Here is a 15,307-nt window from a genome sequence, read left to right on the forward strand (position 1 = left end):
GCACTCGCCCCTTCTTGTTCGCGTGTCTACATTGGGTATGTGAAGCGAGTCGACATGCGAACTGACGTCCCCTACGCGGTTGTCACAGCTCCCAGCTACCGCCCGGGTGAGCGGCCTCATCCGGGGGACGTTCGCCCATGTTGGGTGCTGGACCGGGACACATCGCAAGTGTCACAAGAACGCCTTGGGTACGTTGCAGATGCTTACGTGCCGAACACGCCTGCAGCCGTGATGTACCTTCGCGAGAATGCCGAGATATCAGTAATGGAATTTATCGGCGAAAGGAATCATTTCGCGACGTCCATTCTCGCGCCCACACTACTCGCTTTCCATACTGACGCCGAGCGACGCAATGCGTTCGAACGTCTAGATGCACAAGTTATGGAAAGTTGGCAACGGCGACTCAATGGGGAGAATGAGACCCTTCGCAAGGCTGCAGAGAAGCGCCTGAAGCGCATTGCCAGCGGTGAGTCAAAGGGCAATCTGCAGAGCTATGAAAGGCATCGCAAGTTCATTGAGTCCTGCGTGTTCACTACTAGGCCACTGTATGCGATACTTGCACCGTGGGCCAAATATCTTGATGCTCAAGTCGAGCGGGCGCGCATGAATCTGCTCCTGGCTGAAGCGTCTGATGTATCCGCTGACAGTGAGCCAAACTCGATTCGAGCGCTGCGACTGTTCGCGCAGAGGGGTGTCGCGCTCGACCCCTCCCGCACCTTCGAAAGTGAAATCGTGATCACCTACGACGAACTGTTCGCCGCGTTTGGGGGCGATGAGGGCTCAGTTGAGGGAGAGCTCTGAACTCGCAATCCCGCAGCTATCGATCGTGACTCTGGTTTGCGGTGGGCGCCCCGGACGGACGCTTGCGCGCCGTCGATCAATCGCACCGCGGTGTCGACGGAGGAGAGCGTCGAGGCGTCGTGCGACACCAGCAGCGTGGCCACCGACATCTCCCGCGCCAGCCGGGTGATCAGTTCCACCACCTGCGTGCTGCGCTCGTGATCCAGAGCGGACGTGGGCTCGTCGACCAGCAGCACCTCGGGCCGACCGACCAATGCCTGTGCGATTGCCACGGCTGTCGCTGGCCGCCGGACAGCTGCGCGGGCCGCTTGTGCGCGTGGTTGGCCATGCCGACGGGGTCGCGCAGATGCATGGCCCGCCCGCGCACGCTGGATGGCTGGCGCCCGCGCTCATGGGCGTGCAGCTCCAGCTGCTCCATGGCGATCAGCGATCCGAACAGCTGCGGCGACTGGAGCACCATACCGATGCGCTCGAGCCGCACGCGGGTCGCCTGCGCCACCGTGGTGTCGGACGTGAAGACGGCGTCGCCGCCGATGCGGACAGTGCCGCGTGTCGGCCGGGTCAGGCCGGCCGCCACGGCCAGGAGGCTGGACCTGCCGGGCCCCCGACGGGCCGAGCAGGGCAGTGGTGGTCCCCGCGGGGACGGCGAGGTCGACGTCGTCGACGGCGGTGAGGGTGCCGTCGCCGTCGGGGTAGACGAGGGTGATGTGCTCCAGGTGCAGGTCCACAGCAGTTCCTTCCGGAAGGTCAGCGGGCAGGGTCAGCGAGCAGGTCAGCGAGCAGAGAGCGCCGCGTGCGGGTCGATGCGGGTGATGCGTGTGACGGAGACGCCGGCGCCCACCAGGCCGAGCAGCACGAGGCCCGCGGCGGGCAGCAGCGTGGTGGCGGTGGTGACGACGACGGGGACGGCGTCGGGCAGCAGCGCTGCGGCCGCCGCGGACAGCCTGGCGCCGACGGCGACGCCGCCCACCAGCAGCACCGCCGCCTGCCCGAGTGCATCGCGCAGCAGGCACCGGGTCGAGGCGCCGAGCGCCTTGAGCGTCGCGATGTCGCCGGTGCGGCTAATGGTCCACACGGTGAAGGGCGCGCCATCACCAGAGCGGAGATCACCAGCAGGACCGCCCGCTCGGCACGCCGTCGCGCACCGAGGCGGCCGCCGTCGCCCGCGAGCGCGGGATGCTGTGAGGCGCTGCGATGTCGCGAAGACGTCGCGGGAATTCGCACCGAGCCGACTGGTGCGTCCCCGCGACGTGAGTGCGGAGGTGTGGCTGAATACCCCCATGCCAGCGACCGCGTACGTGACCGGCCTGGGCCGGTATCTCCCCGGCGAGCCGGTGTCCAACGACGACGTGGCCAGGCGCCTCGGCGGCGTCGACAAGCGCACGGACGGTCTGCGGGCCCGCATCCAGCGCGCCAACGGCATCCGGCAGCGCTACTACGCGCTGGACGACGAGGGCCGCACCACGGAGCTGAACGAGGAGCTCGCCGTCCACGCGATCGAGGACGCGCTGGCCGACCGGGGGATCACCGCCGCCGACCTGGGCATGCTCGCCTGCGCCACGACGCAGGGCGACCTGCTGGTGCCGGGTTTCGCGTCGATGGTGCATGGGCGCCTCGGCGGCGGCCCGATGCAGGTGCTGACGGCGAGCGGCGTGTGCGCGTCGAGCATCGCCGCGCTCGACGCGGCGGTGAGCAAGGTGCGGCTGGGCGACCACCCGCGGGCGGCGGTGGTGGGGTCGGAGCTGTCCAGCCGGTGGCTGCACCAGAGGCGCTTCGAGGGCGTCGAGGACCATCTGGACGCGCACTTCCTGCGGTGGATGCTGTCCGACGGCGCGGGCGCGGCCATCGTGGAGTTCCAGCCGCGACCGGATCGGCCGTCGCTGCGGGTGGACTGGGTGCGGCAGGTCTCGCTCGCGCACGAGCACGAGGTCTGTATGCGCGCCGGCCTCGACGGGCCCACCGCCGTCGCGGGCCGCACCTGGCAGGACTACGACGACGTCGCCACCGCCGAGAAGGCGGGGCTGCTGCAGATCCGGCAGGAGACGGCGGTGCTCGACGAGCTCGCCGCGGCCGGGCTGGCGCAGTTCGAGGAGCTCGTGGACCGCGGCCTGGTAGACCTGAAGAAGCTCGACCACGTGCTGTGCCACTACAGCACCAACGCCTTCCGCGACGTCGTGTTCGACGCGCTCAGCGCGCGCGTCCCCGGCATGGACACGAGCCGCTGGTTCTCCAACCTGGAGACCTGCGGCAACACCGGCGCCGCGAGCATCTTCATCGCGCTGGAGGAGGCCTGGCGCACCGGGCGCTTCGCGCCGGGGGACACGATCCTCCTCGCCGTTCCCGAGTCCGGACGGTTCTCGTTCGGCTTCGCCCACCTGACCGTCGTCGAACCGCGAAGGAGCACGAAATGACGACAGAGACCGTCGAGGGCTACCGCCCGCCCCAGCCGGACCGCACGTCCGGGCTGCTCGCCCGGCTCGCCGACGTCTGGACGGACTTCGAGGCCCGGCTGGCCGACGTCCCGATCCTGCGGGCGCTCGACGACGGCGACGTGACGGTGGCGGACTACCAGCGCCTGCTGCACAACCTGCGCCAGCAGGTGGTGGACGGGTCGCTGTGGATCGCGCGGGCGGCGTCCAACTTCGACGTGGACCACTTCGACCTGCGCTCGGCGGCCATCTCGCACGCGCTGGAGGAGCACCGCGACCACCTGCTCCTGGAGCGCGACTACGTCGCCGTCGGCGGCTCCCTCGAGGCGCTGCGCGCGGGCCGGAAGAACCTTGGCTCGCAGGCGTTGTCGGGGTACATGTTCCACGAGGCGAGCCGGCCGAACCCGGTCGGGTGCCTCGGCGCGATGTTCATCATCGAGGGCCTCGGCGCGCAGAAGGCGGGGGCGTGGGCCCGGCGGTTCCAGGAGGTGCTCGGGCTGGCGGACAACCAGGTGCACTTCATGGCCTACCACCAGGACGCCGACACCGAGCACACCGGCACGCTGGACGCCATCCTCACGTCCGACCGGATCGACGACGACGCGGCCGACGCCATCGTCACCTGCGCGCGGGTGGTGGCCCGGCTCTACGTCATGCAGCTGACCGAGCTCGACGAGATCTGAGGGCGCCGCCGTGGCTGTGAGGTCCGACCCGAGCATGTGGGAGGCGATCTACGCCGACCCCTCCGTCCCGCTCGACAAGCCGCTGGTGCGGATGATCATCGAGGACCAGCAGCGGCCCTCCCGGCGGCTGCTGTACCCGGTGGCGCGGATCGTCTCCCGCGTGCTGGTGGCGGTGCTCTCGGTGGTGAAGCGGGCAGTGCCGCGCCGGTGGATGTCGCTGACCACGATGGACGCGCTGTGCCTGTGGTTCCTGCGCCGCTTCGTGGCGCCGGACGCCGTCGAGCTGCTGATCCGCCACTTCGTGGTGGAGACGAACCTCGTGAACTTCATCCTCCGCAACACCCCGGCCGCCATGGAGCCGGTCACGCTGCGGCCGACGACGCTGTCCGGGCTGGGCGACAACGCGGTGGTCGAGCACGACGTCAACGTCTACGACGTGCTCATCGCGCTGGAGGGGGTGGACATCGCCGCGCCCGAGCGCCTGAACTTCGCCCAGCTCGACGTGCCGGCCATCGACCCCGAACGCCGTCGTCGCCGGCTGCTGAACCTCGACATCCAGACCGCCCTGTGCCTGATGAACATCCCGTTCTGCATCGCACTGAGCCTCGAGGAGTTCCGCCGCGCGATCCACTCGCTGCGCTTCGACGACTCCTTCCTGAGCATCCTCGCCGTGCTGACCGACGACGAGACGTTCGAGCACTGGAAGATGGGTGCCCTGAGCCTGTGGATGGACACCAACGTGGACGTCCCGCAGCTCGTCTACCGGCACGCGCTGGTGTGCGAGTACGCGCACGCCCACCTGGTCTCGATCGCCCAGGAGCGGACCGAGGGGGAGTAGGTCAGACGGCCGAGGCGCCGGTCGCACGCAGCGCGGCGCACACGGCCTGGACGGCGGGGGAGGGCCGGCCGGGCAGCCGCGCCACCACGCGGCGGCGGACCTCCGGCGGCACACCCTCGACGCGGACGAGCGCGACGTCGGGCACGAGCTGCGCGGCGACGGGAGACCCGACCGTGGTGACACCGTGGCCGGCGGCGACGAGGCGCAGCTTCGTGAGCCAGTCGCGCACGCTGTGGGTGACGCGCGGGGGTCCGGACAGGCCGGGCCAGACGCCGAGGAGCGGCTCGCCCGCCCGCGACGGGCTCGCGATCCAGTCGACGTCGGCGAGCTCGTCGGCGTGCACGGCGTCCCGCCCCGCGAACCGTCCGGTGCGCGCCACCGCGACGCGCAGCTCGCCCTCGTCGATCGTCTCGACGTGCAGCGGAGGAGCCTCGTCGTCGGGGGAGCGGTGTGGGGGGCGCGAGGTCAGGACGGCGACGTCGAGCGACCCGGACCGCAGCGCCCGCGCCAGCGCCGGCGTCGTGCCCTCCCGGGACGTGACGCCGACGAGCGGGTCCGTGTCGGCGAGGCGGGCGAGCACCTCGGGCAGCAGGTCGAACCCGCCGCTGACGTAGACCCCGAGCCGCACCTGCTCCACGGCCGCCGGCCGCCCCGCGAGCTCGCCGGCCGCGGCATCGAGCGCGTCGAGGGCCAACCGGGCCCGGCCGAGCAGGACCAGCCCGGCGCTCGTCAGCCTGACGCCGTCGTGGCCGCGCTCGAACAGGTCGGCGGCGGCGGCGCGCTCGAGCGCCGCGGCCTGGCGTGACACCGCCGACTGCGTGTACCCCAGCCGCTGCGCCGCGGCGCTGAAGCTGCCGGTCTCCGCCACCTCGCGGAGCGTGCGCAGCCCGACCGTGGTCACGTCCATGCGGCCGGAGCATACCCATGCTGCTCAACTGTCGCTTCACGCATGGCCGGGCGGTCGCTAGCGTCGCACGGGACCCCACGGAAGGAACGATGTGCGAGCAGCAGTCTTGGAACGGTTCGGAAGTCCCCTCGTGGTCCGTGAGCAGGACGACCCGGTGGCGCACGGCGGCGAGGTGCTGGTGCGGGTGCTGGCGACGTGCATCCTGCCGTACACGGCCGAGGTGTTCAGCGGCCGACGCCGGTACCCGTTGGTGCCGCCGGTCGTGCCGGGGGCCGGCGCCGTCGCACGCGTCGTGACCGTCGGGCGCGACGCGACCCGGCTGCGTCCCGGCGACCTCGTCTGGTGCGACCCGACGGTGCGGTCGCGCGACGACGCCCGGACCCCCGACATCGCGCTGCAGGGGCTGAGCTCGCGCGGCGAGGGCGGAGCCAGGCTCGCCGAGCACCTGCACGACGGCGCGTTCGCGGAGCTGATGCGCGTGCCCACCGAGAACGTCTACCCCCTGCCCGAGGCCGCCGCCCAGGACCCGGCGCGCTGGGCCGCCCTCACGGTGCACCTCGTCCCGTACGGCGGGCTGCACGCCGCCGGCCTCGAGGCCGGCGAGACCGTCGTGGTCAGCGGCGCGTCCGGGAACCTCGGCGGCGCGGCGGTCGCCGTCGCGCTCGCGATGGGGGCGGCGCAGGTCGTGACCCCGGGCCGGAACCGGGCCGCGCTGGACGCGCTGGTCGCTCGGTTCGGCGACCGGGTGCGACCCGTCGTCCTGACGGGGGACGAGGACGCCGACCGGGTGGCGATCGTCGCGGCCGCCGACCATCCGGTCGACGTCGTGATCGATCTGCTGCCGCCCTGGGCGCCCAGCACGGTCGTCCGCACGGCGGCGATGACCGTGCGGGAGCACGGCCGGGTGGTGCTCATGGGCGGGGTGGGCATGCTCGGCGGTCCCGACCTCGCCCTGCCCTACCCCTGGCTCATGCGGAACTCGGTGACGGTGCGTGGGCAGTGGCTCTCCGGCCGCGCGGACAACGTCGCGATGATCCGCCTGATCGCCTCCGGCGCCCTGGACCTGGCTCCCGAGATGGTCACGACCTTCGGGCTCGACGACGTGAACGACGCCGTCGCTTTCGCGGCGGACCACGGCGGCGCGTTCGACCGGACCGTGCTCGTTCCGGGCGGAGCGGCGGGCCGACAGCCCTCCCGGCCGCCGGTGGGGTAACCATCGGGCCCGTCGGAGGCCGGCCTCATGGCCGAGCCCGGCGCGGGGCCACGACGGTGGAGCCATCTCTCGTCAGCCCCGGGGGCGACCGGGCCTCGTTCGGAGCCCTGACCGTCGCGCGCTCTCGTGGATCCAGTGGATGCTCGACGTCGCGCTGTTCCTGGCCGAGCGGCTGCGGGGCGGGGTCGTGTCCGCGGTGCTGCTGCACGCCGCCTGGAACGTGGCCGACGCGCTGATGCCGCCGACCGGAGCCGCGGGCGCCGCCGTCCAGGTCGTGGTGATGGCCGCGACGGCCAGGTGACGTCGTCGCTCACGGGGTCACGTCAGTACCCGGCGACCGGGTCGACGACGGCGTCGAGCGGCCGGCCCGCGACGAACCGGCCGAGGTTCTCCTCGACCCGCGCGCGCAGCAACGGCTCGACCATCTCCGCGGTGTCCGCGGTGTGCGGGGTGATCAGCGCGGTGGGCAGGTCCCACAGCGGGTGGCCGTCGGGCAGGGGCTCCGGGTCGGTGACGTCGAGCGCCGCGCCGCCCAGGTGGCCGGAGTCGAGCGCCGCCACGAGGGCGTCGGTGTCGACGAGCCCACCGCGCGCGATGTTGACTAGCACGGCGCCGGGCTTCATGACGGCGAGCTCGGCGGCGCCCAGCAGCGCGCGGGTCTGCGTCGTCAGCGCCGCGGCGACCATGACGACGTCGGCCCGGGCGAGCTCGGCCGTCAGGTGCTCGGTGGTGACGGTGCGCTCCGCGCCGGGCACGGGCTCTGCCCGACGACGGACGACGACGTTGCGCGTGCCGAACGGCGCCAGGAGGTCGAGGTACGTGCGGGCGATGCCGCCGGCGCCGAGGACGAGCACGCGGGCGCCGAACAGCGACGTCCCGGCGGACCTGCCCCACGACCGGGCACGGGCGCGCTCCGGCAGGTGTCGCAGCGTCGCCAGGGTCAGCGCGAGGGCGTGCTCGGCCACCGGCCGCGCGAAGGAGCCCTTCGCGGAGGTCCAGGTGATGCCGGGCGCCTCGAGCAGCCCGGCGTCGGCGTAGGAGTCGACCCCGGCCGACGGGAGCTGGACCCAGCGGGTTCCCGGCGCGGACGCCAGCGCCGCCCGCAGGTCGGCGAGGTCGCCGCCGAACCAGAGCAGCCCCGCCGTCTCCGGCCCGGTCGGGACCAGCCTGGCGTCGGCCGCCGCTACGGCCTCCGCCACCCATGCGGGGCCTTGGCGGGCGACGCTCACGCCGGGGGACAGCTCGCTCATCATCAGTTCGGCCTCACCTTCACCTCTGGTGCGGACCTCGCGCCCAGCACCCTCGACATCTTTGACCATCCGCCGGCCGACGTGCCGAGCTGCCCGCGGTGTGACCGCGCCGCCTCACCCGAGAGCCGCCGTCCAGAGGTCGTTGCTCGCGTAGAACTCGGCGACCTCCTCGAGGTCGACAGACGGGGCGACGTCGCCCGCACCGACGGCCGACGCCACCCACCAGTCCGCGCCGGGCAACCCGGCCGAAGTGTAGGCGCGCACGCCCGGGTCGAGGCGGCGACAGCCGGGCCGCCGGCGTGCGAGGACCTCGCCGTGCGCCGGCTCCCACAGGCGCACCGACCCGTCGGCCTCCTCGCCGAGGACGACGGCGTCGTACCACCGCCACACCACGACGTCGGGCCCGGCATCGCGCCCGGCGATCGCGACGAGGTGGCCGGGGGAGACCCGTTCGGTGCGCGGCACGGGCACGGTCGGGGCGAACGCGACGGCGGCGACGGCACCGTCGCTCCAGACATCGCACGTCTCCTCCGTGACACGCAGCACCCGCGCGGTGCGGAGGAAGGGGGTCGTGCCGGGCACGTCGTCCCGGCTGTCGTCGGATGTCATGTCCGGGAGTCTGGCAGGGCGGCCCGACCTGGGCGAAGGGATACTCCGCGGGCCACTTCGCCCCGGTCGAGCAGCGCACCGGCGAATCCGACGAGGAGTCGGCGGCCGAGACTCGTCCACTAGACGAGCCGCTGCGGGGCGAGCCCGTCACGGCCGAGAAGGGATCCGATGACGTGCTACTCGTGATCAGCCGCGCGTTCTTCCCGCGAGCTGAGCAGGGCGCACCGGGGCACCGGCGCGGGGGCTCGGCGCCGTCGTATCGACCTCGGGCGTCGCATCGACCTCGACGGCCAGAGCTCAGCAGGTTGCGGCGCCCCCGAGGTCCTCGCAGACCAGGCGGGTGCGGGCCTCCGTGACGGTCGTGGGGTCGGTGGTGCTGGTGGTCGAGATGGTGCCGGCGATGTCGGTCCACGTGCTGGTGCCCTGGACGCGGAAGCGGCCCTGCCACGTCGTGGTGAGCGAGACGGCGACGCCGGTGCGGTAGGCGTTGCCCTTGTCATCGACGGCGGTGCCCGCGTCCTGACCGGGTGTGCCGAGGCGGCTGTAGGTGTGCCCGACCCAGCTCGTGTCCGGGGTCGGGTCGCCCTCGTGCCACGGGCGGCCGGGGTCGGTGGTCATCAGCGTGCTGCCGCCGGGGGAGTACGGGTCGTCGAAGTCCCACGTGTACTCGGTGGGCTCCGCGCGGATGACGACCGGGACGCCCAGGAGCGAGACCGTGCGGTCCTGCGTCGTGGCCGTCGTGTAGGCGGGGTAGTGGACGTTGACCACCATTGGCGGGTTGCCCTGCACCGTCGCCTCGGGTGCTCGGATCTTCATCGACTTGAACTCCCGCTGCGCCTCGGCGGCGATGTCGGCGGGCGTGATGCACTCGTCGTCCGTGACCTGCTCCGGGTCGCCGTAGGTGCCGTCGTCCTGGACGCGCTGGACCCAGAGCGCGTCGAGGGCGTACTCACCATCGTCGCACTCCATCGTGATCTCGGCGACGTCCTTGCCCTCGGGGCACGCGCCGGGTGCGGTGACGAACCCGCTGATGGCATCGATGCTCTCGCCCAGCGTCGCGCAAGTCACCGCGTCCATACGGGCGTAGCGGTCCTTCGGCTTGCCGTCGTCGGCGGGTTCGCGACCACCCGATCCTTGCTTCCAAGCGCTGCCAATGCCTTCCGTCCCGATCGAATCGCGCCCATCGTCGGCCGCTCCGGCGATCGATACGGGCGGTTCCGTACTAGCCGACGGTGCCCGAGTTGAGCTCTCGATTGAACTAGAAAACGCCACAACAATTGCAATTGCGGCAGCGAGACCGGTTTGGATGGCAATCATGACTTCGGTTGATCCGCGACGCCAACGACCTGCCACTTACCCTTGGCTTTGGCGATCTCAACTCGGTACTTAGTGCGAGTCTGTGGATCCGCGAATACCTCATCGCCCGAAGGGTCGGTTACCGATACGGCGGAGATGACCGCATCAATGTCGATTGGCCAGATACCCGTGACGGCGTCTTGCTCATAGGTGTGCGTGACCTCTGCCGTGACGGTTCCTCCATCCCACGTCAGGTTTTCATCTGAAAGTTCCTTAGCTTGGTCCAGCCTGTTGGCGCAGAACTCGCAACTCTTGAGCGACATCGCCTTGTACTCGGTGGTGTCGCCGGTTCCCATGATGTACGGGTCGAGCTCGAGGAAGTACACGGCCGCGGCTTCGGCGCCGGCGGGCCCGTCGTCGTCCATGGCCTTGGGGCGCTCGGGCGCGACGACCACGGAGCTGGCGCTGGGCGACGCGGACGGCGAGGCGTCGGAGCCGGTGCTGCTGGCGCTGGGCTCGGGTGACGGTGTCGCTGGCGGGTCGTCGTCGCAGCCGGCGACGAGGAGCGCGGCGGCAGCGGCGATGGAGGTGGCGGCGAGAATGGCCCGGCTTCGGGTCATGACGGGGCTCCCTGTCGGCGGTGACGTCGGCGTCACTGTAGAGCAGAACGTCAGACAGTTGCCCGGGTGTCTGTGGACGACGGCGTCGGTGCAGGTCACGGCTTCGCCGGGCGCACCTGACACCGCGAGGTGACCGAGCGTCGTGTCGGACGTCAAATGGATCCGGCGCCGTGGTGACTGGAAAATAAATGACGGATCGCTGGTCGACGTCGCCAAAAGTCTACCTGGCGAGACGTCGACCGTCGCCGCCGCGACGAGCGCCCTCCGTCCTCGGGTGAGTTCGTCGGGGAGCGCGGGTGAATCGTTCCGTCGAGCGTTCCGGCAGGCGCGTCGGCCCACCACGATGAGCACCACCCGATCCGGACACCCCAGCACAGGAGAAGCAGCACGATGGCACGAGGTTCGAACCAGAGCTCCAGCGGCGCGGCCGTCTTCGGGGTGCTCCTGTTGATCGTCCTGCTCCTGTTCGCCGTGACGCTGCCCTACACGATCGGGGCGTCGCTGGCCGAGGCGATGGGCGCGGCGTCCCCGTCCGGCCCGCGCTCGGCACTGGGGTGGACGTTCGAGCTGCTGTTCCTCGCGCTCGTCGGCTGGGCCCTGCAGCGGGGGCTGGTCCGCCGCGCGAACAGGGCGCCCGTGGTGCCGCCGTTCGACAGGCGTGCGGCGCTGCGCGCGCTGGCCGTCATGGAGGGGAACGAGCGCGGTAACGCGGACGCGAGGATCCCGGCGACGGAGCGTGCGCTGATCCAGTTCCCGGGCGTGGCCCTGGTCGAGCCGCGGTCGCGCAACGGGGCCAGGGTGCCGACGCGGATCGAGGTGGGGGACCTGGTCGTCACGGACCGGGGCGCGCGGTTCCTCGGCCCGTCGAGGTCGAAGGTGTGGCGGTGGGACGCCGTCACGGGGATCAGGCACGACGGTGACACCGTGCACGTCGCCGTCTCGACCCGCCAGATGGTGTGCGGGATGGCGTTCCCCGCCGAGACGGCTGAGGTCGCGCGGGCGACGGTCGACTGGGCGGCGAACCGCGCCCGGTGCACCGTGCAGGAGGCGGCCTCCTACCCGGCGTACGTGCGGGGGAGGCTCGCGGAGGCGGACGCCGTCGCCTCGGCCGCGGCCGAGCACCCCGCCCCGCCACGGCTGCCCCGCAAGGTCGTCGCATGGGCGGCGGCGTCGGTGGCGGGCGTGCTGGTCGTGTCGACCGGGGTCACGGGCGTGGCGATCGGCACCGCACCCGAGCAGGCGAGCGTCGCGCAGTCCGCCGCTCCGTCGGTCGCGGCGCGGTCGGCCGACGAGCAGACGGTGAAGGAGCAGCCGACCGAGGACTCCGCCGCGGCCGCCACCGAGCCCGAGGCCGAGACCCCGACGCCGGAGGCGACGGCGTCTGCTGAGCCTCGTAGGCCCCAGAAGGACCTTCCGGCGGCAGCCGTCCTGGCCGGGGCGGGCGACGGCGACGACGACCAGGCCGTGCGGATCAAGGCCGGCAAGGGCACCGCGCTGGCGGCGCTCGCGGACCTCAAGGTCAAGGGCCGTGCCCCGAAGACCGGATACGACCGCGAGCTGTTCGGTGCTGCCTGGTCCGACGTCGACCGCAACGGCTGCGACACGCGCAACGACATCCTGGCGCGCGACCTGGTCGACGAGACCTTCAAGCCCGGCACCCACCGGTGCCTCGTGCTCACGGGCACCCTTGCCGACCCGTACACCGCGACCTCCATCGCGTTCCAGCGCGGGCAGACGACCAGCACAGCCGTCCAGATCGACCATGTCGTCGCGCTCTCGGACGCCTGGCAGAAGGGTGCCCAGCAGATCAGCGCCGACGACCGCCGGTCGTTCGCGAACGACCCGCTCAACCTGCTCGCGGTCGACGGCCCCGCCAACATGCAGAAGGGCGACGGCGACGCCGCGACCTGGCTGCCACGGAACAAGGCGTTCCGATGCCAGTACGTCGCGCGACAGATCGCGGTGAAGAAGACCTACAAGCTGTGGGTCACCAGGGCCGAGAAGGACGCCATGGAGCGCATCCTCGCCACGTGCCCCGACGAGCGGTTGCCGAAGGGTGGCCTCGCGCCCGCCGTCGCCGTCGTCGCGCACCAGGGCGACGACACCACGAAGAAGGCGACCGAGAAGTCCTCGTCGTCGTCCTCGTCTTCCAGCTCCGGCGGCGACTCCGTCGGCTCCGGCGGCGGCTCCGTCTACTACGAGAACTGTTCCGCGGCCCGCGCTGCCGGCGCGGCGCCGGTGCACTCGGGCGATCCGGGCTACGGCAGCCACCTCGACCGCGACGGCGACGGCACGGGCTGCGAATAGGCGCGGCCTCGACGGCGCCCGGAGCGCGTCGCCCGGTCAGCGTGGTGACGCGGCGTCGCCGTTCTCCGACTTGTGCCGCAGGTAGTACCGAGCGACGCGGGCGCGGTTGCCGCAGACGTCGGGCGTGCACCAGCGGCGCCGGGGGTTGCGGGGCAGGAACAGCATCACGCAGGCGGGGGCGTCGCAGCGGCGGACGTCGACGATGTCGGGCCCGCTGAGGAGCTGGACGGTGGCGTCGGCGAAGGCGGCCGCGAGGCGCTCGGCCGGGTTGCCGTCCCGACGCGCTCTCGTCACCACGGAACTGCCGCCCCACCGCGCGTGCGTGGTCACCGGTGCCGCGCGCAGGGCGTCGTTGAGCCCGGCCAGCGCGCGTGCTGGCGGCCGCTTGCCGTGGCGTGCGGGCTCGATGGCGGCCGCGGCGTGCTCGCGGACGCCCTTCAGCGCGGCTGCGGCGTCGTCGGTGAGGGTGGCGGTCTCGCGGCCGTCGGCGTCGAGCCGCGGGGCGATGGTGCGCAGCCACTCGTCGCGGTCGTCGCGACTGTCGAGGAGGTCGACCCAGGTCTCGGCGAGGTACATGTGCGTGTTGACCAGGTCGATCGGCAGCGGCTCGTCGAGCAGCACCCTGGCGATGCGCCGGGTCAGCGGTTCGGTCGATGTCACACCACTGATGGTAGGCGCTCCCTCGTTGGCGTGTGACTAATGGGTAGCAAGGGTCTTGACGTATTAGACGTGCTGTGGTGGCGTGGATGGCTACCAGTGCATCGGCGAGCGCCCGGGGCGGGCGCTCGGAATCGACGACGATGGGTCCAGACGATGACGACGATGACGGTGAGCACGAGGCGGCGGATCGGCACGGCAGCGTGCGTACTCGAGACCCCGGACGGCACCGGCGACTTCGCCGAGGGGCGCTGGGTCGCCTTGCGCGTCCTCCGCCAGGGCCTCTGCGGGGCCCCGTGGGTCCTCGGCAGGGCCTGATGGTGACGCGGACCGAGGGGCAGGTCGCCGAGTGGGCCGAATTCCAGGCCGCGCAGCGGTCGGCGCTGGCCGCGCTGGTGGCGGGCGACCCGCACGACTTCCAGCGGCTGTGGGACCACACCCCGGGCGTCTCGCTGCTCGGGGCGTTCGGGGGAGTGGCGCGCGGCTGGGACCAGGTGCGCGACCGCCTGGCGGCCGTGGCCGTCACGTACGGCAACGGCGTCTACCAGCGGCTCGACCAGCTCGACGAGCACGTGCACGGCGACATGGCGTACACGGTGCACGTCGAGGAGATCCACTCCCGACCGTCGGGTGGGGAGCGGGTGGTCCGCGAGCGCCGCGTCACCAAGGTGTACCGCCGCACCGGCGCCGGGTGGCGGATCGTGCACATGCACGCCGACCCGCTGGTGACCACTGCCTTCCCGGACGACACCGGAATCAACGACATCAACGACATCAACATCAACGACATCAACGAGATCGACGGAGACGACGAGAGGAACGTCCCATGACCACGCAGCCCGCGACGATCACGAGATACCCGTTCACGACAGGCGCGGTCGCTACCGACTACCTGTTCGACACGGCGTCGGACGCCGGCCAGGTGCAGGTGGACTGCCTCTCGCGCATGCTCGACGGCACGACGAGGGGCATCCTCGACGACGTCGGCGTGAGCGAGGGCTGGCGCTGCCTGGAGCTGGGCGCGGGCAACGGGTCGGTGGCCCGCTGGCTGTCGGGGCGGGCAGGCCCGACGGGGACGGTCGACGCCGTCGACATCGACGTCACGCACCTCGATCCCGGCCCGGGCGTGACCGTCCACCGGCACGACGTCGACGACGGCCTGCCCGTGGACGGCCCGTTCGACGTCATCCACGCCCGGCTGCTCCTCATGCACGTGGCACGGCGCGCGGAGATCCTCCGCCGGCTGGTGGATGCGCTGGCGCCCGGCGGGTGGTTGGTCGTCACGGACATCTCCGACCGGGTCCCCTTCACCTCGCTGTCGGCCGACCCTGACGACGGCGCGGTGTTCGACCACGTGCTCGAGGTCGGCACGACCCGCGTGACCCGCGCCGCCGGGATCGACATCGGGTGGGCGCGCGAGGTGGGCCGGCACATGCGAGACGCCGGGCTGGAGGACGTCCACGGCCTGGAGGACGTCTTCACCGCCCGCGGCGGCTCGCCGGCGCTCCAGTACTACGGCAGCCTGGTCTCGCAGATCGAGGGGCCGCTGCGGGCGGAGGGCGTCACGGACGCCGAGCTCCGGCGTTTCGGCGACCTGATGTCGGACCCGGGGTTCAGCGCCTGGTCCTACGAGTTCGTCTCCACCTGGGGCCGCCGCCCGGCGGCGCGGCACTGACCGCCGGGACGACGGCGCGCCG

17 protein-coding genes are annotated in these 15,307 nt (G+C 71.9%); 9 read left to right on the top strand and 8 right to left on the bottom strand.

The window, feature by feature from the left end:
- Positions 1-207: 207 nt before the first annotated feature.
- Positions 208-801, top strand: coding sequence for a hypothetical protein (locus tag AAG589_RS00725; protein ID WP_430565335.1), 594 nt, complete (start codon positions 208-210; stop codon positions 799-801).
- 169 nt (positions 802-970) lie between these two features.
- On the opposite strand, the gene AAG589_RS00730 is transcribed toward AAG589_RS00725, so the two are convergent.
- Together AAG589_RS00730 and AAG589_RS00735 are read right to left on the bottom strand one after the other, a co-directional pair.
- Positions 971-1,378 (bottom strand): ATP-binding cassette domain-containing protein, encoded by a 408-nt coding sequence (locus AAG589_RS00730; protein ID WP_430565336.1) that lies wholly within the window; start codon positions 1,376-1,378, stop codon positions 971-973.
- A 195-nt stretch (positions 1,379-1,573) separates the two neighbouring features.
- Positions 1,574-1,876, bottom strand: coding sequence for an FtsX-like permease family protein (locus AAG589_RS00735; RefSeq protein ID WP_430565337.1), 303 nt, complete (start codon positions 1,874-1,876; stop codon positions 1,574-1,576).
- A gap of 205 nt (positions 1,877-2,081) precedes the next feature.
- Here AAG589_RS00735 and AAG589_RS00740 point away from each other — a divergent pair, with 205 nt between their 5' ends.
- Genes AAG589_RS00740 through AAG589_RS00750 form a run of 3 tightly spaced genes read left to right on the top strand, consistent with a single transcriptional unit; the run spans position 2,082 to position 4,751 of the window.
- Positions 2,082-3,212: a 3-oxoacyl-[acyl-carrier-protein] synthase III C-terminal domain-containing protein gene (locus tag AAG589_RS00740; protein WP_430565338.1), complete on the top strand. Its 1,131-nt coding sequence runs from the start codon at positions 2,082-2,084 to the stop codon at positions 3,210-3,212.
- Positions 3,209-3,913 carry an iron-containing redox enzyme family protein gene (locus AAG589_RS00745; protein WP_430565339.1) on the top strand — a complete coding sequence of 235 codons (705 nt, stop codon included), beginning with the start codon at positions 3,209-3,211 and terminating at the stop codon, positions 3,911-3,913. Before AAG589_RS00740 ends, AAG589_RS00745 begins: the two co-directional genes overlap by 4 nt.
- Positions 3,914-3,923: 10 nt before the next feature.
- Positions 3,924-4,751, top strand: a complete 828-nt coding sequence (locus AAG589_RS00750) for a DUF6999 family protein (RefSeq protein WP_430565340.1) — start codon at positions 3,924-3,926, stop codon at positions 4,749-4,751.
- Between the two features lies 1 nt (position 4,752).
- On the opposite strand, the gene AAG589_RS00755 is transcribed toward AAG589_RS00750, so the two are convergent.
- Complete coding sequence (locus AAG589_RS00755) at positions 4,753-5,658, bottom strand: LysR family transcriptional regulator (protein ID WP_430565341.1); 906 nt, start codon at positions 5,656-5,658, stop codon at positions 4,753-4,755.
- A gap of 130 nt (positions 5,659-5,788) precedes the next feature.
- Here AAG589_RS00755 and AAG589_RS00760 point away from each other — a divergent pair, with 130 nt between their 5' ends.
- On the top strand, positions 5,789-6,871 hold the full coding sequence (locus AAG589_RS00760; protein WP_430565342.1) for a zinc-binding alcohol dehydrogenase family protein: 1,083 nt from the start codon (positions 5,789-5,791) through the stop codon (positions 6,869-6,871).
- 139 nt (positions 6,872-7,010) lie between these two features.
- Positions 7,011-7,172, top strand: a complete 162-nt coding sequence (locus tag AAG589_RS00765; protein WP_430565343.1) for a hypothetical protein — start codon at positions 7,011-7,013, stop codon at positions 7,170-7,172.
- Between the two features lie 22 nt (positions 7,173-7,194).
- Here AAG589_RS00765 and AAG589_RS00770 read toward each other — a convergent pair whose 3' ends face one another.
- From AAG589_RS00770 to AAG589_RS00785, 4 genes are all read right to left on the bottom strand, one after another.
- Complete coding sequence (locus AAG589_RS00770; RefSeq protein WP_430565344.1) at positions 7,195-8,124, bottom strand: D-isomer specific 2-hydroxyacid dehydrogenase family protein; 930 nt, start codon at positions 8,122-8,124, stop codon at positions 7,195-7,197.
- A 111-nt stretch (positions 8,125-8,235) separates the two neighbouring features.
- Positions 8,236-8,730, bottom strand: coding sequence for a hypothetical protein (locus tag AAG589_RS00775; protein WP_430565345.1), 495 nt, complete (start codon positions 8,728-8,730; stop codon positions 8,236-8,238).
- 297 nt (positions 8,731-9,027) lie between these two features.
- A complete protein-coding gene (locus AAG589_RS00780) occupies positions 9,028-9,807 on the bottom strand; it encodes a hypothetical protein (protein WP_430565346.1) in 780 nt (259 codons plus the stop codon).
- 236 nt (positions 9,808-10,043) lie between these two features.
- Positions 10,044-10,646 carry a DUF6318 family protein gene (locus AAG589_RS00785; RefSeq protein ID WP_430565347.1) on the bottom strand — a complete coding sequence of 201 codons (603 nt, stop codon included), beginning with the start codon at positions 10,644-10,646 and terminating at the stop codon, positions 10,044-10,046.
- 390 nt (positions 10,647-11,036) lie between these two features.
- On the opposite strand from AAG589_RS00785, the gene AAG589_RS00790 reads away from it, so the two are divergent.
- Entirely contained in the window at positions 11,037-12,953 is a 1,917-nt protein-coding gene (locus AAG589_RS00790; RefSeq protein ID WP_430565348.1) for a GmrSD restriction endonuclease domain-containing protein, read from the top strand.
- 36 nt (positions 12,954-12,989) lie between these two features.
- On the opposite strand, the gene AAG589_RS00795 is transcribed toward AAG589_RS00790, so the two are convergent.
- Entirely contained in the window at positions 12,990-13,613 is a 624-nt protein-coding gene (locus AAG589_RS00795) for a CGNR zinc finger domain-containing protein (protein WP_430565349.1), read from the bottom strand.
- A 314-nt stretch (positions 13,614-13,927) separates the two neighbouring features.
- Here AAG589_RS00795 and AAG589_RS00800 point away from each other — a divergent pair, with 314 nt between their 5' ends.
- Together AAG589_RS00800 and AAG589_RS00805 are read left to right on the top strand one after the other, a co-directional pair.
- A complete protein-coding gene (locus tag AAG589_RS00800; RefSeq protein ID WP_430565350.1) occupies positions 13,928-14,440 on the top strand; it encodes a YybH family protein in 513 nt (170 codons plus the stop codon).
- Complete coding sequence (locus AAG589_RS00805; protein ID WP_430565351.1) at positions 14,437-15,285, top strand: class I SAM-dependent methyltransferase; 849 nt, start codon at positions 14,437-14,439, stop codon at positions 15,283-15,285. Before AAG589_RS00800 ends, AAG589_RS00805 begins: the two co-directional genes overlap by 4 nt.
- Positions 15,286-15,307 lie beyond the last annotated feature (22 nt).

Source organism: Isoptericola sp. F-RaC21 (assembly GCF_038593535.1).
Classification (GTDB): Bacteria; Actinomycetota; Actinomycetes; order Actinomycetales; family Cellulomonadaceae; genus Isoptericola.